The following is a 19,706-nucleotide window of genomic DNA, read 5'->3' on the forward strand; positions in this document are numbered from 1 at the left end:
GGGAATCTGTGATGTTCAAGCTGCTCGAAGGTCCACAGACGCTCGGACGCGGCAAGATGTTCTGGTCGTGCTTCCTGGTCGTGCTCGCGGGCGCGCTGGCCTATCCGCTGTTCGCCGATTCCTACGATGTCGGCAATTTCGCCTACTTCCTGATCTGGATCTTCATGGCGCTCGGCCTCTGCCTGATGTGGGGCTATGGCGGCATGCTGTCCTTCGGCCAGACCTTGTTCTTCGGCATCGCCGGTTACGGCTACGGCGTGCTCGCGATCAACATGGGCGGCGGCACCGCGACGATCGCCGCGCTCGCGCTCTCCGTGGTCCTGGCGATGATCGCCGCCGGCATCCTCGGCTATTTCATGATCTGGGGCGGCATCAACGGCATCTTCTTCGGCATCGTGACGCTGTCCGCGACGCTGGTGCTGGCTTTTTTCCTCGGCCAGACGGCCGGGCCGGAATGGCATATCGGCCCGGCGCGGTTGAACGGCTTCAACGGTATGAAGGGCATGGACCCGCTGACGGTCGGCGACTTCTACATCGAGGGATCGGCGCTTTATTACGTCATGGTCGCGCTGATCGTGATCGTCTATCTCGCGCTGCGCATGCTGGTGAATTCGGGCATCGGCAACGTCATCGTGGCGACGCGGGAGAATCCGCAGCGCGCGGAGATGCTGGGTTACGACGTCAGGAAATATCAGCTGCTGACCTTCGTGATCGGCAGCGGTCTCGCCGGCCTCAGCGGCGCGCTGTACACGTCCTGGGGGCAGTTCATCACGCCGTCCAGCATCGGCTTGCCGGCCGCCGCGATGCCCATCGTGTGGGTGGCATTCTCCGGGCGCAGCGATCTGACCGCGACGCTGGTCGGCTCGTTCCTGCTGCTGTTCGGCTTCCAGACCATCACGGTCTACAGCCAGCAGGCGGCGCTGGTGCTGATGGGAGCGCTGCTGCTCGCGACCGTGATGCTGGCGCCGCAGGGCTTCGTGCTCGGCATCGGCAAGCTAGCCGCCGACTGGTGGCGGGGACGCCGATGGCCTAGTGACGTTGTGGCAGAGGCCGGCCGCTTGCAACCGGAAGATTCCTGATCATGTCGCTGGTCGAAGTCAAAGGCGTCTCGAAGCGCTTCGGCGGATTGACTGCCGTCTCCGGCGTCGACCTCACGGTCAACGCCGGGGAGATCCACTGCCTGATCGGCCCCAATGGTGCCGGCAAGAGCACACTGTTCAAGCTGATCGTCGGCCTCTATCCGCCGACCGAGGGCAGCATCCTGTTCGACACCGTCGATATCACGGCCGAGCGGCCCTACGCGCGCGTGCAGCGGGGCATGAGCATCAAGATGCAGGCCCCGAGTGTGTTCAAGGAATTGCCTGTCCGCCAGAACATCCAGACCGCGCTGCAGGAGCGATTGTCCGGCTCGGAGCGCAGCGCCGAGGAAGATCGCCTGCTGACGCTGCTCAATCTTGCGGCGGATTGCGACAAGCTGGCGGGCGCGCTGTCGCACGGCCAGCAGCAATGGCTCGAAATCGGGATGGCGCTGGCGTTGAAGCCGCAGCTCCTGCTGCTGGACGAGCCGACCGCGGGCATGTCGCCCGAGGAAACCTTCAGGACCGGCGAACTGATCAGGTCGTTCAATTCCGAGGGCATGACGGTGCTCGTGGTCGAGCATGACATGGCCTTCGTTCGCCAGGTCGCCCAGCGCGTCACGGTGCTGCATCTCGGCAGGATCTTTGCGCGCGGCACGCTCGACAGCATCCTGCAGGACGAGAAGGTCGCGGAAATCTATCTGGGTAAGACCCATGCTCACTGAAGCGTCGTCCTCAGAGCGGATTATCGACGTCGCCGAATTGTGGGCGGGGTACGGTGCGACGCCGATCCTGCAGGGCGTCACCATGTCGGTCTCGCGTGGCGAGATCGTCGGCGTGATCGGCCGCAACGGCGTCGGAAAATCGACCCTGATGCGCTGCCTGATCGGCCTGCTGCAAACCTGGCGCGGGACGATCCGCTTCATGGGGCAGGACGTCACGGCGCTGGAAGCCGACGCACGGGCGCGGGCGGGCTTTGGCTACATCCCGCAAGGGCGCGACGTGTTCCCGCAAATGACCGTCGAGGAGAACCTTCAGGTCGGCGAGCTGATCGGCGGCCCCGCCGGCAAGAAGCTGCCGGAGCTGGTCTACGAATATTTCCCGCGGCTGAAGGAGCGTCGGCGCCAGCCCGCGGGCACCATGTCGGGCGGCGAGCAGCAGCAGCTCGCCATCGGCCGTGCGCTGATCGGCAATCCATCCCTGATGATTCTGGACGAGCCGTCCGAAGGCATTCAGCCCTCCATCGTCCAGCACATCTGCGAAGCGCTCCGGTCCTTTCGCAACGAGCTCGGAACCACCATCATCTTCGTCGAGCAGAACCTCGACACGATCCTGGCGATCGCCGAGCGCTGCTACATCATGGAGAAGGGAAAGATCACGCGGTCGCTCGCCGGCGGCGAGGTCAACGAGGACAATGTGCGGGAACAGCTTCTGCTCTGAACGGCCTCAGGCGTGCTTTCAAGTCGTCAATAGGGAGGGAATAAACATGGATCTCGGACTCAAGGGCGCAAAGGTTCTCGTCACCGGCAGCACGAAGGGCATCGGCAGGGCGATCGCCGAGACCTTTGCAGCCGAAGGCGCCTATGTTGGCATCTGCGCGCGCAACCAGGCCGACGTCGACAGCGCGGTCACCGCGATCAAGGCGAAGGGCGTCGCCGCGTTCGGCAGCTCGGTGGACGTCTCCAATGGCCCGGCGCTCAAGGCCTGGGTGGAGGATATGGCGTCCAAGCTGGGCGGCGTCGATATCGTCGTCGCCAATGTCAGTGCGCTCTCGATCGGGCAGGATGAGGAGAGCTGGGAGAAGGAGTTCTCCACCGACATGATGGGCACGGTGCGGCTGGTCAATGCGGCGATGCCGTATCTGGAGAAGAGCAAGGCGGCCGCGATCGTCACCATCTCCAGCGTTTCGGGCCGCGAAGTCGATTTCGCCAGCGGTCCTTACGGGACATTCAAGGCCGCGATCATCCACTACACGCAAGGACTTGCCTTCCAGCTTGCCGGCAAGGGCATCCGCGCCAACTCGGTCTCGCCGGGCAACACCTATTTCGAAGGCGGCGTCTGGAACCAGATCAAGGACGGCAATCCCGAGCTGTACAAGACCGCGCTGGCGCTGAACCCGATGGGTCGGATGGGCACGCCGCAGGAAATGGCGAACGGCGCGGTGTTTCTTGCCAGCAAGGCGGCGAGCTTCATCACCGGCACCAACCTCGTCGTCGATGGTGCGCTCACGCGCGGGGTGCAGTTCTAGACGTATCCAGCATCGCGCCATTACGAGACCGGGCCGTCGCGGCGCCGGTGAGCGAAGCCGTTTCCGACAACAACAGGGCTGTCAGATGTCATCAGATCCAATCCACTACAAGTCGATCACCGAACTCTCCGAGCTGTTCCATCGCGGCGAGCTTTTGCCCTCGAAGGTGACCGAGGCAATGCTGAGCCGGATCGCCAGGCTCGACGGCAAATTTCATGGTTATGCACTCGTCCTTGCCGAGCGCGCCATGGCGCAGGCGAAGCGCTGTGACGCCGAGCTTGCCAGTGGCATCTGGCGCGGGCCTCTGCACGGCGTGCCGATCGGACTGAAGGACCTCTGCTACACCAGCTTCGCGCCGACGGCAGGCGGCACCACGATCCACGCCAAGTTCGTCCCGTCGTTCAACGCGACGATCGTAGACCGGCTCGAGCAGGCCGGCGCCGTCACGCTCGGCAAGCTGAAGATGACCGAGGGGGCCTACACCAGCCATCATCCCAACGATCAGGCGCCGCTCAATCCCTGGGGCGTCGATTACTGGGTCGGCTCGTCCTCCAGCGGATCAGGCGTGGCGACCTCGGCGGGGCTCTGCTTCGGCTCGATCGGCAGCGACACCGGCGGCTCCATCCGGTTTCCATCGGCAACCTGCGGGCTGACCGGGATCAAGCCGACCTGGGGACGCGTCAGCCGCCATGGCGTCTTTCCGCTGGCCGACTCGCTCGACCATGTCGGGCCGATGTGCCGGAGCGCAGCCGATGCGGCGGCCATGCTCGGCGTCATCGCAGGGGCGGATGTCAACGATGCCACCGCCCTGCAGGCGCCCGTGCCGAACTATCTCGCGGGCATCGGTGACGGGGTCCGCGGCCTGCGGATCGGCGTCGACCGCAGCTACACCCAGAACGGCATCGATCCGCAAGTGGTCGCCGCGTTGCTCGAAGCCGAGCGGACGCTCGCCGCGCTCGGGGCCGACATCCGCGAGGTCAAGTTCCCGGCCTATGAGAAGCTCGTGAGCATGTGGATTCCGATGTGCTCGATCGAGACCGCTGAGGCGCATCTTGAGACCTATCCGTCGCGGAAGTCGGAATACGGCCCGGACTTGGCGCAGCTGATCGAGCAGGGCAGGTCGATGAGTGGCGTCGAGATCGCGCAAATCCATCACGAGCGGCTGAAATTTTGCGGCAGCCTGGCCGCCCTGTTTGGCGATATCGACCTGCTGCTGATCCCCACCATGCCCGTGCCGATCCCGACACTGACCAGGATGGGAGAGTACGGCGCCGATCCGAACGTGCTGCTCAGCATCCTGCGCTTCACCGCGGTGTTCGACTTCTCGGGCAACCCGACCATCACGCTGCCGAATGGCATGGCGTCGGACGGCCTGCCGCTCAGCATGCAGCTCGTTGGCCCGCATCTGTCGGAGAATGTGCTCGCGCGCGCCGGGCATGCCTTCCAATCGGCGACGGACTGGCATACCCGGCGCGCTCCGATCGATTGAGCCTGTGTCGGCTCGGCTCTGGGGGGCTGGACACCGCTTTCCTGATCACTGACGGACGCTAGTCGAATCGGACAACTCCAATTGGGACGACAGATGTCGTCGCTCCCATCCCTCCACTGCGAAACAAGAATGATCTATGCTTGGCGCACAATAGATCACCATGCCGCCACGCACCCATCGCTTCTAGGATCGCACGCGCCCTCAAGGAGGCCATCGGGATGCCGAACGATCGCACCGGCGTGGCCCATCTGAGACGTGAAAGGACCGACGAGCTCAACCTCATGACCGGCTTTGCGTAGTGCCTCATAGAGTTCCGGATCGAAGCGGTCCTCCAATTTTAGAGAAGTGCTAGCGTCCCCCCAAGCGCGCCCGAGCAGCCAGCGGGGTGCCGTGATCGCCTGCTGCAAGGGCATGCCAAAGCGGGCATAGCGCGAGAAAATTGCGCCCTGCGTTTGTGGTTGGCCTTCGCCCCCCATTGTGCCGTAAGTCATCACCCGTCCGTCTTGGAAACGGGCCAGGCCTGGAGTCAACGTATGGAACGGCTTTCTGCGCGGTTCCAGAGCATTCCAGCCGCCGCGCGACAATCGGAAACTGCTCCCTCGATTCTGCCATACAATGCCGGAGCGTGGCAGAACAAGCCCGGAGCCAAACTCGAAGTAGGTGCTCTGGATTGCACTTACAGTCCGCCCTTCATTGTCGATCACCCCGAACCAAGTGGTGTCGCCGGCAGAAGGGGACCGAGGCCAAGGCAAGGCACGGTGACTTTCGATTCGAGCCGCCATTTTGTCGAGGGCGTCGCTGTCATCCAGGAGCGACTGCGGATTTAGGTTCATCCAGGCCGGATCGCCCACATGCGTGTCCCTCACCAAGAAAGCTTGCTTCGTGGCCTCGACGAGACCATGCAAATGCGAAAAGCTTTCTGGCTTGTCTGCGGGAATGCGGTCGAACAAAGCTAAAATGAGCAGCGATGCGAGCCCCTGAGTTGGTGGAGCGGTGTTGAAGAGCCGGGCGCCGGAAATGTCTACCGAAAGCGGTTCAGAGCGGTCCGCCAAATGCTCGGCGAAGTCGGCCGCTGTAAGTGGACTTCCCAGCGCCTCCAGATCGGACGCAATCATCGTAGCAAGAGGACCATTATAGAAAGTTCCGAGTCCCTCGGAAGCCAGGCGGCGGAGAGATGCCGCGAGGGCGGGCTGCCGGAAGCGTTCGCCTTCCACCATCGGTCGCCCCGCACGCTCGAAAATGCTTGCGTAGGCACCGGGCAAATTCTTCAACTCCGGGCTCTTATTGGCCGCGATCTGGGCGCCATCACGGGTAAGCGCTACACCGTGCTCCGCGTATTGAATGGCGTCACGAAGCAGCCGCGAGGGAGATAAAAGGCGGCGAGGGCTCGCCTCGAGGGCTGCAGCCCATCCAGAGACGGCTCCTGCCATCGTGTTGGCGGCTAGCGGTCCGCGGCGAGATACCGAAGCATGGACGAGTAGTCGGGACCACGCGCGCGGAAAGGCCGCAGGAGCTGCACGCGCGCTAGGGCGGCGAAGCCGACCGACGCTCCGGCAAGCGCGCAGCGAGTACAGGGTTCAAGCACTTTCGTGCGCATCGATTCCTGCTTTGAGATTTGTTAATATCCGATCTTCTAGATAAGGAAGAGCGTTACCGCGAAAAGTCAGCGTGTCGATGCGAACCAGGGTCGGCGGCATGTGCGTGCTTTCGCCGTCGTTCAAGATAGCACTTAAGATACAATCGTTCGTTGCGCGTGCGATGCCTGGATTGCTTCGTGGTCCGAGACAAGCGCATCGCGCACGGTGCGTGGATCACGTCGCGCGAAAGCTCTGCGAGATGTCGCGGAAGTCGGATTAACCCCATAAAGTATTCAGATCAAATTCGCTCCCGCACGCGCCGACACTGGATAGATCAGCTGGTCAAACATGACCGCTCGATCCGACTCGGTGAGCGATGCATTTGACCTTATGAATGATTATTCGGAGAGCTTGACCTGATCGGTGGCCGTCTTGCCATCCTGCTTCTCCGCAGCCAGTTCTGTCATTGGCTTCTTGAGAATGTGAGAGACGCTCGACAAGACGCCTTTGAGGGCTTGGCTCCACGGAACTCCCACGATGGGGATCGTGCCACCATGGTAGCGCGCCTTGAGACTAACCATGAAGTCAGTCGTATCGATGACCTGCTCCGGCGTACAGTTTTCGATCGGGCGTCCTTCGCAGATGCGCTCTAAGCGTTTGTCTTGGATTTTATCGACCAACCGAACGAAAAGATGATACACGCGAGCGGCGTCTTCAGCGATCTCCAAGTCTTCGAGAATGATTTTCTGGGTTAGTTCATCGCCGGCGACAAGATCGAGATCGCAGAAATTGGTCGTCGCAGCGAGCTTGGTGCCCAGCCGTGAGCCGTGCTCCTCGCCAAATTGCTCGGCTTCCTGAAATAGCATGTCATGTACGGTGCCAACTGCGACCGAGGTTTCGGAGAACTTGAATCCGAACGCCCGGACGCAGGCGGCTTCGTCGAGATCGTCCGCATCGACTCTCTTCCTGACGCAAGGTCGCTGCCACAGCGTATCTGACGATCCGTCCCATCGGTATGAACTGCCGACGGTTCGTCTCGAAGTATTCGATCAGTTCGTCGAGTTCGTCCTGCGTGGGTCGTCGGTCACGCTCATTGCTCTTTCCAACCAGATTGAGATGACTTAACGCGACGCGTGCGAGGCGGGCTTCCTCGGCAGAAACCTCGATGCCTTGGACCGCAGCGGCATGCGTTATGATTGTTCGGATGAACGACAAATCGATCGCCAACGTTGCGGGACCAGCGCCTTGTTTGGCTCGCTTCCTTCCGAACTCAATCAGCCGCTGTCGATTGAGTGCGGGAAGTTTCACACTACCGAGCTCGGCCTTGAGCGACGCCATCACAGCAGCCTTTGACCGGCGAGGGGGTCTTCCGACCTCGCGCATATCTTCGTCGTGCAGGTCAATCAGCTCGCCAAACGTGCGAACGTTCCGGACCACGCGGGGCTTGGACGAGCCATTTCGGTCAATGTTGCGCTCCATTTCGAGCGCCCATTCTTCGCCGTCCTTGCGCCGTCGGAAAGTCTCGGCCACGTAGCGGGTCTTGCGGCGGACCTGGACGCGCCAGTTTCCGGATGCCAAATTGTGTGAAGGTCGCCACGCGTGTGCACTCCGACTTTTCGTGTGCACTATGTGTGCACCGAGAGGTCAAAACGGGTACAAACGTGTGCAAATTCGGCTAGTTTGGAGTGCACACGTTCATGCTTCATCCTATTGAAAGCATAAGGTAAATCATTGAAATATCAAGACTATCGCTTTTCCGTGGCGCCCATGATGGACTGGACTGATCCACGCTAGCTCACGTTGCCTGGTACTGGATGAGTTCGACTTGCGGCCGACCTTACGGAGTGAACGTGCTCCAGGTCGCGTGTTCGCTCGCAAGTCTAGCAATGGCGAGAGGCGCCCTCCTAGTGGGGCGATCAGTGATTGGTTCTTAATTCCGGCTACCAATCGGCTCGGCCTAAATATTTATTCGTGTCGGAAGTTGTTCTTGGGGTTGTTGGTATTTCTGTTGGTATGGGCCAGACCCCTAGCAAACAAACTGAACGATTTCAGTTAGCTAGGTGCCAATATCCGTTACCTCGTGGGTAATGGAAGGGCCGAAATCGGCATGATAGGTTTCTGGTCATGAACGCACATGCATCCACGGCACAGGCCGATCGCAGCCAGCCGGTTCACATCGGCGACCATTTGCGCGAATGGCGGCAGCGCCGCCGCATGAGCCAGCTCGATCTCGCGGGCGAGGCCGAGATTTCGGCGCGTCACCTAAGCTTCGTCGAGACCGGCCGCGCCGCGCCCTCGCGCGACATGGTGCTGCGGCTCGCCGAGCGTCTCGACGTGCCCTTGCGCGAACGCAACGTGCTGCTGGTCGCCGCCGGCTATGCGCCCGCGTTTCAGCAGCGTCCGCTGGAGGACCCGGCCTTGAAATCAGCCCGCCAGGCGATCGACCTCGTGCTGAAGGCGCATGAGCCCAATCCCGCGCTCGCGGTGGACCGGCACTGGAACCTGGTATCGGCGAACCGCATGGTGGCGCCGCTGCTCGACGGCATTCCGCAGCGGCTGCTCGGCCAGCCCTTCAACGTGCTGCGGCTCGCCTTTCATCCCGAGGCGCTGGCGCCGCGCACGGTCAATCTCGCGGAGTGGTGCGGGCATCTTTTGGAGCGGCTGCACCGGCAATGCGAGGTGACGGCCGATCCTGAGCTGATCAAGCTCTACAACGACCTCAAGAGCTATCCGATCCCGGCGCGGACGGGGCCGCTGTCGAGCGACAACGTCGCGATCCCGTTCAAGCTGCGTCACGGCGGTGAAATCCTGAGCTTCTTCTCCACCACCATGGTGTTCGGCACGCCCGTCGACATTACCCTGTCGGAGCTGGCGCTGGAGACCTTCTTCCCGGCGGACGAGCGCACCGCCGAACGGCTGAAGCAGATGGCGGCCGGGCTGCCATAGCGTCGTTTACAGGCAGCAGCGGTCCCCGCATAATTGGCCGATGGACACACGCTCGTTCCGGCGATTGCGGCCGGCCAATCCCGTCGGCGATCTCTTGCGCGCCTGGCGCATGCGCCGGGCGTTGAGTCAGGCGGAGCTGGCGTTCGAGGCCGGCATTTCGATCAAGCATCTGAGCTATGTCGAGACCGGCAAGGCGGCCGCGAGCCGGGACATTCTGCTGCAACTCGCATCCGCTCTCGATTTGTCGCTGCGCGACCGCAACGCGCTGCTCGAGGCCGGCGGCTTCGCCCGGCAATATGGCGAGCGCGACCTCGCCGCGCCCGAGCTTGCCGATGCGCGCCGGGCCATCGATCTTCTGCTGCGGCGGCACGAGCCGTTTCCCGCGATCGTCACCGACCGGCGTTGGAACGTGATGCAGACCAACCGTGCCGCATCGCGCCTGATGACGATGCTGCTCGGACCTGAGCGCATGCAGCGGCCGCTCAATCACATGCGCATGTTCCTGGCGCCGAACGAGCTCAAGCCGTTCGTCGAGAACTGGACCACCGTGGCCGCGGCTCTGCTGTCGCGCGCGCGCCATGAGGCAATGGCCGCGCCGCTCGACGAAGCCTTGCAATCGACCTGGCGCGAATTGATGCGGCTGCCGGAGCTGCCCGCGCTTGGGATCGAGGACAACGCCGTGCCGGGGCCGCTCTGCGAGGTGCGCCTGCGCAAGGGCGATGCCGGCGTCTCACTGATCGGCGCGGTTCTGACTTTAGGCACGCCGCAGGATGTGACGCTGCAGGAGCTCCGCGTCGAGATGTTCATGCCTGTTGATGCCGCCTCCGAGGCGACCCTGGTCGCGTTTGCGGCTCAAGACGCCTGAGCTTGCGCGGCCTCACGCCGCTCGAAGCTCATGGCCTGCATCACCTCGGCAAACGGACCCTTGAGATCGCTCAAGGTCGCCGTGGTGAGGCCGGCGCCGTTGGCGCCGACGCGCGTGGCGGCGCGGATCAGGATCCATTCGCTCTCGGGCGGACGGAAGAAGTAAAGGCTGATCTCGGGATTGATGAAGGTCCAGTCGCGCATGTCGACGATCTGCGCGACCCCGCTGGCGAAATCCGCGGCCTGCACCGCCTGGAGCAGCGGTGTGTTCGGCTCGCCCTCGACCAGCGCCGCGTCAAGCCGCATCCAGGCCGCCGCCGGGCCCGGCTTCTCCAGCGCGCCCTCGATCAGCCGCACCGACACGTTCTGGAAATAGCGGCTCCATTTCTGCGCGAAGGCCGGCGGCGGGCTGCCCGCCTCGGGCGCCTTGTCGAGCGCCATGGGGCTCGCAAAGGGATCGGTGGGGGATTCCCCGCTCGGCGCCGTCAGCAGCGCCGTGCAGCGGCCGATCTCGGTCTCGCCGTCCATCAGCCGCACCTGCAAGGTCTTGGCCTTGCGGCCGTCGCGCAGCAATTCGCTGACGGCCCTGAAGGCGCGCAGGCCCGCCGGTCGCCACAGATCGAAGGTCAGGCGTCGCACAACAAAGCCGGATTCGGTGGCGAGACGCTCGACCTCGCGGGTCATCAGGGCAGTGGTGGCGCTTCCCTGCAGCATGTCCGGAGACCACGGACCGCCGGCATGCTCCGTAGCCCGGAACTGTTGGCCTTCCGGCCTGAAAATGGCGCTCATCGCGGTCTCCTCTCGGACTTGATTGTGGTCGCGAGTATCGGGGCGGGGTGCAGCGGTCACAATAACCGCAGAGGTGAAGTCGTGAGCCATGCAGGACCGGCGGCTTGCGCTGCCCCCGGTTCGGCTTATCTTCCGGCGAACCCGTGACCCGCCCGAAGGAGACGCCTGACATGAGCACGCTGAAACCGCTCCAGATCGATGTCGTCTCCGACGTGGTGTGCCCCTGGTGCTATATCGGCAAGCACCGGATCGAGAGTGCGCTGGCGCTGGTGCCGGACGTTCCGGTCAAGCTCAATTTCCGCCCGTTCTTCCTCAATCCCTGGGTGCCGCGCGAGGGCATCAGCCGCGAGGCCTATCTCACCCAGAAGTTCGGCTCGGTCGAGGCCTATAAGGGCATTGCCGGACGTGTCGTTGCGGCCGCCAGCGAGGAGGGCCTCCTCTACAAGCCCGAGCTGGTGGCGCGGCAGCCCAACACCACCGACTGCCATCGCCTCATCCTGTGGGCGGAAGCGATCGGCAAGGCGCCCGAGATGAAGCAGCGCCTGATGGAGCTGTATTTCCGCGACGGCGGCGATCTCACCGATGTGAACGTGCTGGTGCAGGCGGCCGCCGATGTCGGCCTCGATGCCGAGGACGTGCGTCGGCGCCTTGCCACCGACGAGGACGTCGCGCGCGTCTCGGCCGATGCGCAGGAGGCGGCGGAGAAGGGAATCTCCGGCGTGCCGACCTACGTGTTCGCGCAGAAATACGCCGTCTCCGGCGCGCAGGACCCGAACCTGCTCTCGCGCGCCATCCGCCAGGTCTCGGAGGAGATCAACGCCCAGGCAGCGGAATAGCCTTCGCTTATTTGCGGAGCCGGCGAACCACGCCTCGCGCAGCTTCATGCGCGGCGTTGAGGCCAACCAGCGCTGCGTGAATGAGCGCCACGACCGGATCGTGCCGCCGCAGCGGAATCAGCACGTCGCCGACCGCAAAACGCCCGCGCCAGATCGGGTTGATCATGGGGTGATCGGCGCTCGCGGTGGAATCCGCGCTGGCGATGGCGGGATCGGCGCAGAGATGGCGGGTGAGCTCGATTGTGAGCTGCACGCCCGGCGAATATCTTGCAAAGCGCTCGTCGATGCCGAGCTTGAAGAAGAAGGCGCGGTCCTGGTGGCGCAGCACGATGCCCGCGGCGACCGGTGTCGTCCCGGCGCGAAGCGTGATGATTTCGCACTGCGCGGTCTCCGCCAGCGCCGGCACCGCGCGGCGAATGAAGGTCGCATCGCCTGCGTGCTGAACCAGCGCGGTGCCGCGCTTGCCTTTCCAGCCGCTGGCTTCGAGCTGCAGGAATGTTTCGAGCGCGGGGCCGATCTCGTCAGGCCGGCGTGCGACGTCGAACGCAACAGGGCCATGCTCTTCGAGGCGATGGCGTTGTCGGCGCAGCTCCTTGAGCTTCTTGGTGCCCAGTGCGTCGCGCAGCAGCGTCTCGGCATCCTGCGTCGCATCGAGGCTGGCGCGGATGTACGAGGAAAGGACGCGCGGCCTCAGGCCGTCGCGGGTCAGGACCTGCTCGAGCGCAGTCATCGCAGCGCCCTCGAGCGCAACGTCGTTGAGCACGAGCGCATGCGCGCCGCACTCGCGTGCCCGCTGCAACAGCTGCGTGGCCGCCTCGATCGGGGCGCCTCGGTCGATCAGCGGGCTGCACAGCGTGCCGTAGGGATGCGCGCTCACCAGCGCGGGCAGGGGAATCTTCAGGGCGTGCCACAGCGGGATCACCGGCATCAGCCCGATCAGCCGCGTCGACGTGCCGTCGAATGCGGGCAGGGCCGAGGCGTTCGTGCGGCCGCGCGCGGTGGCGCTGACGGCGAGCTCCCAGGCGGGCAGGTAATATCCGTTCGGCTCGATCGCCCGCTGCGCGAGCGCGCGCCATTGGCCAGGATCGATCGCCGCGAGCGGGACGCGCGCCGCCATGGCATCCCCGGATGCCGGATGGATCGCTGCCTGCTGCGCGATATCGACCACGTCCCCTCGTCCCGTTCACGCGGGCAAATGCCGCGTCACGTGGCCATGCTTAGCGCAAAGATTGGAAAATACCGTTGGGACGCGGCTCCAATTCGAACGGTAATGTTAACGTCTCGTTGAGCATCCGTGGCCGGATGCTCAACGCAGGCCTTACTTGTCGCCGGGCAGGAAGTGATCACGGGCGCTTGCCCGTCCACCGCCGGCGGTATCGGTGATCGTGACCTCGACATCGCGCGAGGTCTTCGGCAGATCGGCAGGCCCGACCTGCACCGACAGTCTGACCTCGCGGGTCTGGTCCTGTCCGACCTCGACGACGGGCTTGCCACCGGGAGCGACTTCGATGCCCGCAATCCGAATGTTCGCGCCGGGCAGCCCGGAGACCTCGATCGCAAACGATCGCTGTGCGCCCTTGTTGAGGATGCGCACGGTGTAATCGTTGCGGACTCCGCCGTCCGAGAGCTGAACGAACAGAGGATTGCGCTCGTGCAGCACGTTGACGTCCATGGTCGCGCGCGTGGCGAGGGTGTAGACCATGATGGTGCCGACGATGGCAATGGCTGCGGTATAGATCAGCGTGCGCGCGCGAACGATGCGATAGATCGGCGGCTTGCCTTCGCGCCGGCGCTGCATGTTGATGTCGGTGTCGTAGCCGATCAGCCCTTTGGGCCGGCCGATCTCGCGCATGACGTTGTCGCAGGCATCGATGCAGAGGCCGCACTGGATGCAGCCGAGCTGGATGCCGTGGCGGATGTCGACGCCGGTCGGGCAGACGTTGATGCATTGGTGGCAGTCGACGCAATCGCCGGCGAAATCACCGTGGGCGCGGGCGGCTTCCGCCTTCTTCACCGACATGCGCGGCTCGCCGCGGTCGCGGCGATAGGTGACGTTGAGGGCCCATTCGTCGGTCAGGGCCGCCTGGATGCGCGGCCACGGGCACATGTAGATGCACATCTGCTCGCGGGCGTGGCCGGCAAAGACATAGGTCGTTGCGGTCAGGATACCGATCCAGAGATAGGCGATGAACGGTGCCTGGAAGGTGGCGAGCTCCTTCACCAGCGTCGGCGCGTCGTCGAAATACAGCACCCAGGCGCCGCCGGTCCACCAGGCGATCATGATCCAGAGGAAATGCTTCAGCGCGACCTTTCGGATGTGGTCGAAGGTCCAGTATCGCTTGTCGCCCTGCATGCGCTCGCGGCGGTCGCCTTCGACCCAGCGCTCCACGGCGTAGAACAAATCGGTCCACACCGTCTGCGGACACAAATAGCCGCACCACAGCCGTCCCGCGACTGCGTTCATCAGGAACAGGGCCATCGCTGCGATGATGAGCAGACCGGTGAAGTAGTAGACCTCCTGCGGCCATAGCTCGATGAAGAAGAAATAGAAGCGACGATGCGGCAGGTCGATCAGCACGGCCTGGTCGGGCAGGCCCGGGCCGCGATTCCAGCGCACGAACGGCAGGAGGTAATAGATCCCGAGCGTGACGCACAGGATCGCCCATTTGATGCGGCGGAACGGCCCGTGGACCGACTGTGGATAGACCTTCCTGCGCTTCTCGTAGAGAGGTCCCTCGATGAAGGTGTCGTCGGTCATGCCGCGCTCCCGCGTTTGCGCCGGCGAAGTCCTAGGGTGCGCAGAAGAGGCGGTACAGCGTCTCCAGCACCACGCGGACTTCCCGGCTCGCGATGCTGTAGTATATCGTCTGGCCGTCCCGTCTGGGTTTGACCAGGCTCAATGCGCGCATCTTGCCGAGATGCTGCGATAGCGCCGCCGAGGACAGGCCCGCGATCTCAGCGAGTTCGCCGACGGACTTTTCGCCCTCCAGCATGTTGCAGAGAACCAGCAGGCGCTTGGGATTGCCCATGGCGGTGAGGAGGCGGGAGGCCTCTTCGGCCTTCTCCTCCAGAGCGATCAATTCCTGATTGCGGGGCTTGCGATTCATGGTCGGCCGATATATTAGTATATTCGAAAATAAGAAACAATTGAAATAAAGGTATTCGCCGCCCGTGAAGGGCGCTCTCGGTCCGGAGGGTCGAATGGTTGCAACGTCTTTCACGCCAATGGCTTCGCTTGTAGGCGGCGTGCTGATCGGCCTGTCCGCCGTTCTGCTGATGTGGGCGAAGGGACGGGTCGCCGGCGTCAGCGGCATCGCGGCACGGTTGTTTCCGCCCTATGAGGATGGCGAGTTCGCCGGTCGCCTCGCCTTCGTCGCCGGCCTTGTCGCCGCGCCCGTGCTGGTGCGGCTCGCCACGGGGAGCCTGCCGTCGCAGACGATCGAGGCGGGAACGGCAATCCTGATTGTCGGCGGCCTGCTCACCGGCTTTGGCTCGGTGTGGGGCAGCGGCTGCACCTCCGGCCACGGCGTCTGCGGCCTGTCGCGGCTCTCCACGCGTTCGCTGGTCGCGACCGTGACCTTCATGGCAGCCGGCATGGCGACCGTCTTCCTGACGCGGCATTGGAGCTGACGCCGATGGCCATTCTCGTTCAATTCGTGATCGGCCTGATCTTCGGTCTCGGCCTCATCGTCTCCGGCATGTCCGACCCGGCGAAGGTTCTGAACTTCCTCGACGTCGGCGGCATTCCGGCGGGGACATGGGATGCGAGCCTTGCCTTCGTGATGGCCGGTGCGGTGGCGGTGACCTTCATCGGCTTCAATCGCGTCCTGCGGCGCGCCCGTCCGTTCTTTGCCGAACGATTTTTCCTCCCGACGCGAAACGATATCGATCCCAGAATCGTCGCAGGTCCGGCGATCTTCGGTATCGGCTGGGGATTGGCCGGCTTCTGTCCGGGGCCGGCGCTGACCGCGCTCGGGTTCGGGTCTTCTTCGGCCTTCATCTTCGTCGCGGCGATGTGTGCCGGCATGGTGCTCGCACGCTTTGTCGCCCACCTGCCGTCGCTGACGCGCTTCGTCGCGCCGGCCGATCCGCTCGAAACCTGAAGTCACTGCAGAGAGTAAAGATCATGGACAAGAACTATCCCGACATCGTCAGGCAAATCTCCGCCAACATGCGCAAGCTGCGGAGCGACATTCCTGAGACCATGAAGGGATTTTCCGCACTCGCCCAGGCTGCCACGCACGAGGGTGCACTGGACAAGAAGACGAAGGAGCTGATCGCGCTGGCGCTCGGTGTCGCCGCGCGTTGCGACGGCTGCATCGGCTTTCACACCGAAGCCCTCGTCAAGCTCGGCGCGACGCGTCAGGAGGTCGAGGAGACGCTCGGCATGGCCGTCTACATGGGCGGCGGACCGTCGCTGATGTACGCCGCCGATGCGATCGCGGCCTTTGAGCAGTTTCAGCAGCAATCGGTCGCCGCCTGACGTCGCGATCTGAGTCAAGCACGCGACGGGACCGGGCGAGTTGTCTCGTCCGGTCCCGTCCGTGCTCGATCTATCAACTACCAGCGGTCGCCGACACCGACGCCCACGCTGACGCCGGGTGTCCGGATGCCGACGCCGGCACGCGGACCATCGTCCCAGTCGCGATAGGTGCGTCGCTCATAATAGCGATCGCGCGGCATGGTCGCGTAGGAGTCGCGCACGATCACGCGCGAGCCGCCGCGGGTGCGGTAGCAATTGCCGGCATCGTCGCAGACAAGCCGGACTTCCTGAATGAGATCGGGGTTCGTGTATTCGCTGGTCGAATAGATGTCCGCCGCCTTGGCACCGGTTGCCGCGGCCAGCGCGCCGACACCCGCCAACAGCGCAATCGTAAATGTCTTCATCGTGTCCTCCACCGAAACTGCCCTCGGCGGTAACAAGAAGGGGAGGCGGCGATCGTTCCCGGTTGCGGTGCTGGTTTTTCCCGGAACCGGAGCTTTGTTACGCAGATTCGCTGCTAGATCGGCTCGTAGGTTTCCGTTCCGCAGATGTCCTCGGCTTCTGCCCGGCGGCGGTCGACCACTTTTCCGCCTGATATCGTCACGATGTAGGTCTGGGCGCCGAGCGAGGTGCCGGTGGCGGAGGTGAGCTGGGCCCGGACGCAGGCGGTCCAGCCCGGCCCGCGCACCTCGCGATGGGGCGCAGCGACGTGCACCTCGCGCGGATAGGAGGTGGCGAGGAAGACGACGTCGATCTGCTCGCGCACCACGCGCTTGACGTCGGGGGCGGGCTCAGGCGGCGGCTGCTCGGTTTCCTTCATGCGCATGAATTCCGGCACCGGCGCGCGGCTGTCGGCAAAGCCGCAGGCGCCGAGCGCGAGCGCGCCGGCGAGCAGCGCCGCATGTGCAATGATCCGTAACATCCGTGAAGGTCCCCTGCGGGCCAACAGATAGGCAGGAATGCGATCCGGCGAAGTCCCCGGCGATCAAGATTTGCTGAAGTCTCCAGGAAGTCCTGGAACTCGCGGCATTTCATATTCCGGAATTGCAGGCTAAGTTTGTACCCCAGACGAGGGGGGTTGCATCAATGAGGATTTTGGTCATCGCGGCTGCGGTCATGGCGCTGACGGTTGCATCGGCGCAGGCGCAGGGCCGGCGGCCACCCAATGAGGCAGCTAAACCGGCGGACAACAAGCCCAAGGTCGACGAGAAAGCCTACAAGGCCGCGCTTGAGCGCATTCCCGAGCCCAAGGACAAGTACGACCCGTGGGGCGGGGCCCGCCCGAGTGAACCCGCCAAGAAGCCGAAATAGGGCGAGGCGAGCGTTGCGGACCGGCCTGCGATTTCCGATCGGGCTCGTTGCGCTGCTGCTGATTGTCGTGCGGCCAAGCGCGGCCTGGGAGAGTTGGGGCGGCGATGCCGGCGGCTCGCGCTTCTCGCCACTGCAACAGATCACGCCCGACAATGTCGGCAATCTGGTTCGGGCCTTCGAATTCCGCACCGGCGATCTCGCGGTGCGCCCGCCGCAGGTGATGCGGCGAACAAAATTCCAGGCAACGCCGCTGTTCGTCGAGGACAGCCTGATCTTCTGCTCGCCCTTCAACGAGGTGATTGCGCTCGATCCCGGCTCGGGCGCGCAGAAATGGCGTTACGATCCGAAGATCGCGACCAATCAGCGTCCCGCCAATCGTTACGTCTGCCGCGGCGTCACCCACTGGACCGACGATGAGGCGCCCGCGAATGCCGCCTGTCGATCGCGCATCTTCATGGGCACGAACGACGTCCGCCTGATCGCGCTCGATGCGAAGACGGGAATTCCCTGTGCCGGTTTCGGCAATGGTGGCGAGGTGAAGCTTGATATCGGTATTGCCTTGGAATGGCCCGGCGAGTTCCAGATCACCTCGCCGCCCGCCGTTGGCCGGGGTGTCGTCGTGGTCGGCTCCTCGATCTCCGACAACCGACGCGTCGATGCGCCGAGCGGCGTCATACGCGCGTTCGATGCGCGCACCGGCCGGGCGCGCTGGAGCTTCGAGCCGCTCAAGCGTGACGGCATCGAAGCCGGGCACGCCAATGTCTGGGCGCCGATGTCGGTCGACACGGCGCGCGGCCTGGTGTTCCTGCCGACGTCCTCGCCGTCGCCCGATTTCTGGGGCGGCAAGCGGCCGGGCAACAACGAGCATGCCAATTCGGTGGTCGCATTGCGCATCGAGACCGGTGAACTCGCATGGGCATTCCAGACCGTGCATCACGACGTCTGGGATTACGATCTGGCGGCGCAGCCGACGCTCGCGCGCCTCGATGCCGGTGATGGCCAGCGCGACGTCGTGATCCAGCCGACCAAGCAAGGTTTTGTCTTCGTGCTCGACCGCGACAGCGGCAAGCCGGTCTGGCCGGTGGAAGAACGCGCGGTGCCGCAGGGCGGCGCGGAAGGGGAAACGTTGTCGCCGACGCAGCCATTTCCGACGCATGTGCCGGCGCTGACATCACAGGCGATCTCGACCGACGACGCGCTCTCGCCGTTGCCGGAACTGCGCCCCTCGTCCTGCGAGCGCCTGTTCACGGAGGCGCGCAACGAGGGTCTGTTCACGCCGCCTTCCGTGCGGGGCACGCTGGAGTTTCCCTTCACCGGCGGCGGCGTGAACTGGGGCAGCGCGGCCTTCGATCCGGTCCGGCAGATTCTCTACGCCAACACCGGGCGCGCCGTTCATCTCATCAGGCTGATCCCGCGCACGGAGGCTGCCGGATTCAATCCGCCGCCGGGGCATGATTTCGGCCAGCAGCGCGGCGCGCCGTTTGCGATGTCGCGCGCGGTGGCGATGTCGCCGCTCGGTCTGCTCTGCAACAAGCCGCCCTGGGGCGAGATGGTTGCGGTCGATCTGAAGGCCGGCAAGATCCTCTGGCGTTCGACCGTCGGGACCACCGAAGACCTGGCACCACTTGGCGCGCCGCTGCCCTGGGGTGCGCCTCTCGTCAACGGAGTGGCGGTCACGGCAGGCGGCCTCGTCTTCACCGGCGCGATGGATGCTTATCTGCGCGCCTTCGATGCGCGAAGCGGCAAGGAGCTGTGGCAGGGACGGCTGCCGGTGCCCGGCGTCGCCAATCCCATGACCTATCTGTGGAAGGGCGAGCAATATGTCGCGATCGGCGCCGGCGGTCACTCCGAAGTCGGCACCTCGATCGGCGACAGCGTGGTCGCGTTCCGCCTGGCGCGGCCGGGCGAGGCGCCGACATTGTGGTCGCGCACCATCGATCGTCCCGGTGGACGATTTTTCGGAGCATCCGCGGCGATCGGAATCGCAATCGCCGCGCTCGTGATCGCAAGCCTGCGCTGGCGTCGCCGTCGTCGTATCACGCAATCATAATCGTGTTGTGGATGCGATGCGAACGTTCGTTCACATC

Annotated in this window: 22 protein-coding genes; 13 read left to right on the plus strand and 9 right to left on the minus strand. The window is 64.2% G+C overall.

Going from position 1 to position 19,706, the window contains the following annotated elements:
- Window positions 1–11: 11 nt before the first annotated feature.
- The 5 genes from BM190_RS21905 to BM190_RS21925 all read left to right on the plus strand — a co-directional run bounded on the left by BM190_RS21905 (window position 12) and on the right by BM190_RS21925 (window position 4,813).
- Window positions 12–1,079 (plus strand): branched-chain amino acid ABC transporter permease, encoded by a 1,068-nt coding sequence (locus BM190_RS21905; RefSeq protein ID WP_092258939.1) that lies wholly within the window; start codon window positions 12–14, stop codon window positions 1,077–1,079.
- 2 nt (window positions 1,080–1,081) lie between these two features.
- Window positions 1,082–1,801 (plus strand): ABC transporter ATP-binding protein, encoded by a 720-nt coding sequence (locus BM190_RS21910; RefSeq protein WP_018321008.1) that lies wholly within the window; start codon window positions 1,082–1,084, stop codon window positions 1,799–1,801.
- Window positions 1,791–2,516 carry an ABC transporter ATP-binding protein gene (locus BM190_RS21915; protein ID WP_018321007.1) on the plus strand — a complete coding sequence of 242 codons (726 nt, stop codon included), beginning with the start codon at window positions 1,791–1,793 and terminating at the stop codon, window positions 2,514–2,516. Before BM190_RS21910 ends, BM190_RS21915 begins: the two co-directional genes overlap by 11 nt.
- Window positions 2,517–2,562: 46 nt before the next feature.
- Window positions 2,563–3,324 carry an SDR family NAD(P)-dependent oxidoreductase gene (locus tag BM190_RS21920; RefSeq protein WP_020508758.1) on the plus strand — a complete coding sequence of 254 codons (762 nt, stop codon included), beginning with the start codon at window positions 2,563–2,565 and terminating at the stop codon, window positions 3,322–3,324.
- Window positions 3,325–3,409: 85 nt separating this feature from the next.
- The gene (locus tag BM190_RS21925; RefSeq protein WP_092258942.1) at window positions 3,410–4,813 is read left to right on the plus strand and encodes an amidase; all 1,404 of its coding nucleotides are present in this window, start codon (window positions 3,410–3,412) and stop codon (window positions 4,811–4,813) included.
- A 155-nt stretch (window positions 4,814–4,968) separates the two neighbouring features.
- Here BM190_RS21925 and BM190_RS21930 read toward each other — a convergent pair whose 3' ends face one another.
- From BM190_RS21930 to BM190_RS21940, 3 genes are all read right to left on the minus strand, one after another.
- The gene (locus BM190_RS21930; protein ID WP_349516738.1) at window positions 4,969–6,387 is read right to left on the minus strand and encodes a gamma-glutamyltransferase family protein; all 1,419 of its coding nucleotides are present in this window, start codon (window positions 6,385–6,387) and stop codon (window positions 4,969–4,971) included.
- A gap of 401 nt (window positions 6,388–6,788) precedes the next feature.
- Window positions 6,789–7,256: a hypothetical protein gene (locus BM190_RS21935; protein WP_018321003.1), complete on the minus strand. Its 468-nt coding sequence runs from the start codon at window positions 7,254–7,256 to the stop codon at window positions 6,789–6,791.
- 1 nt (window position 7,257) lies between these two features.
- A complete protein-coding gene (locus BM190_RS21940) occupies window positions 7,258–7,920 on the minus strand; it encodes a hypothetical protein (protein ID WP_244550702.1) in 663 nt (220 codons plus the stop codon).
- Window positions 7,921–8,514: 594 nt separating this feature from the next.
- Between BM190_RS21940 and BM190_RS21945 the strand changes: the two genes are divergently transcribed.
- Window positions 8,515–9,336, plus strand: a complete 822-nt coding sequence (locus BM190_RS21945; protein WP_092258949.1) for a helix-turn-helix domain-containing protein — start codon at window positions 8,515–8,517, stop codon at window positions 9,334–9,336.
- A gap of 40 nt (window positions 9,337–9,376) precedes the next feature.
- Window positions 9,377–10,201, plus strand: coding sequence for a helix-turn-helix domain-containing protein (locus BM190_RS21950; RefSeq protein WP_092258952.1), 825 nt, complete (start codon window positions 9,377–9,379; stop codon window positions 10,199–10,201).
- Here the strand turns inward: BM190_RS21950 and BM190_RS21955 are convergent.
- The gene (locus BM190_RS21955) at window positions 10,189–10,989 is read right to left on the minus strand and encodes a thioesterase family protein (RefSeq protein WP_092258955.1); all 801 of its coding nucleotides are present in this window, start codon (window positions 10,987–10,989) and stop codon (window positions 10,189–10,191) included. The two genes, BM190_RS21950 and BM190_RS21955, sit on opposite strands and share 13 nt — an antisense overlap.
- Before the next feature lie 170 nt (window positions 10,990–11,159).
- On the opposite strand from BM190_RS21955, the gene BM190_RS21960 reads away from it, so the two are divergent.
- Window positions 11,160–11,825: a DsbA family oxidoreductase gene (locus BM190_RS21960; RefSeq protein ID WP_092258958.1), complete on the plus strand. Its 666-nt coding sequence runs from the start codon at window positions 11,160–11,162 to the stop codon at window positions 11,823–11,825.
- 7 nt (window positions 11,826–11,832) lie between these two features.
- On the opposite strand, the gene BM190_RS21965 is transcribed toward BM190_RS21960, so the two are convergent.
- The 3 genes from BM190_RS21965 to BM190_RS21975 all read right to left on the minus strand — a co-directional run bounded on the left by BM190_RS21965 (window position 11,833) and on the right by BM190_RS21975 (window position 14,932).
- Entirely contained in the window at window positions 11,833–12,993 is a 1,161-nt protein-coding gene (locus tag BM190_RS21965; RefSeq protein WP_092258961.1) for a GNAT family N-acetyltransferase, read from the minus strand.
- Between the two features lie 150 nt (window positions 12,994–13,143).
- A complete protein-coding gene (gene ccoG, locus BM190_RS21970) occupies window positions 13,144–14,583 on the minus strand; it encodes a cytochrome c oxidase accessory protein CcoG (protein ID WP_092258964.1) in 1,440 nt (479 codons plus the stop codon).
- Between the two features lie 31 nt (window positions 14,584–14,614).
- A complete protein-coding gene (locus BM190_RS21975) occupies window positions 14,615–14,932 on the minus strand; it encodes an ArsR/SmtB family transcription factor (RefSeq protein ID WP_018316642.1) in 318 nt (105 codons plus the stop codon).
- Between the two features lie 94 nt (window positions 14,933–15,026).
- On the opposite strand from BM190_RS21975, the gene BM190_RS21980 reads away from it, so the two are divergent.
- Genes BM190_RS21980 through BM190_RS21990 form a run of 3 tightly spaced genes read left to right on the plus strand, consistent with a single transcriptional unit; the run spans window position 15,027 to window position 16,308 of the window.
- Window positions 15,027–15,455 (plus strand): YeeE/YedE family protein, encoded by a 429-nt coding sequence (locus tag BM190_RS21980; protein ID WP_092258967.1) that lies wholly within the window; start codon window positions 15,027–15,029, stop codon window positions 15,453–15,455.
- A gap of 5 nt (window positions 15,456–15,460) precedes the next feature.
- Window positions 15,461–15,928, plus strand: a complete 468-nt coding sequence (locus BM190_RS21985; RefSeq protein WP_092258970.1) for a DUF6691 family protein — start codon at window positions 15,461–15,463, stop codon at window positions 15,926–15,928.
- A 23-nt stretch (window positions 15,929–15,951) separates the two neighbouring features.
- Window positions 15,952–16,308 carry a carboxymuconolactone decarboxylase family protein gene (locus tag BM190_RS21990; RefSeq protein WP_092258973.1) on the plus strand — a complete coding sequence of 119 codons (357 nt, stop codon included), beginning with the start codon at window positions 15,952–15,954 and terminating at the stop codon, window positions 16,306–16,308.
- 77 nt (window positions 16,309–16,385) lie between these two features.
- Here the strand turns inward: BM190_RS21990 and BM190_RS21995 are convergent, their stop codons facing one another.
- Entirely contained in the window at window positions 16,386–16,712 is a 327-nt protein-coding gene (locus tag BM190_RS21995; protein WP_018316638.1) for a hypothetical protein, read from the minus strand.
- A gap of 113 nt (window positions 16,713–16,825) precedes the next feature.
- Window positions 16,826–17,230 (minus strand): hypothetical protein, encoded by a 405-nt coding sequence (locus BM190_RS22000; protein ID WP_026201706.1) that lies wholly within the window; start codon window positions 17,228–17,230, stop codon window positions 16,826–16,828.
- 164 nt (window positions 17,231–17,394) lie between these two features.
- On the opposite strand from BM190_RS22000, the gene BM190_RS22005 reads away from it, so the two are divergent.
- Window positions 17,395–17,619, plus strand: coding sequence for a hypothetical protein (locus BM190_RS22005; protein ID WP_018316637.1), 225 nt, complete (start codon window positions 17,395–17,397; stop codon window positions 17,617–17,619).
- A gap of 13 nt (window positions 17,620–17,632) precedes the next feature.
- Complete coding sequence (locus BM190_RS22010; RefSeq protein ID WP_244550703.1) at window positions 17,633–19,669, plus strand: pyrroloquinoline quinone-dependent dehydrogenase; 2,037 nt, start codon at window positions 17,633–17,635, stop codon at window positions 19,667–19,669.
- Window positions 19,670–19,706 lie beyond the last annotated feature (37 nt).

Source organism: Bradyrhizobium sp. Rc3b, from assembly GCF_900114915.1.
Lineage (GTDB): Bacteria > Pseudomonadota > Alphaproteobacteria > Rhizobiales > Xanthobacteraceae > Bradyrhizobium.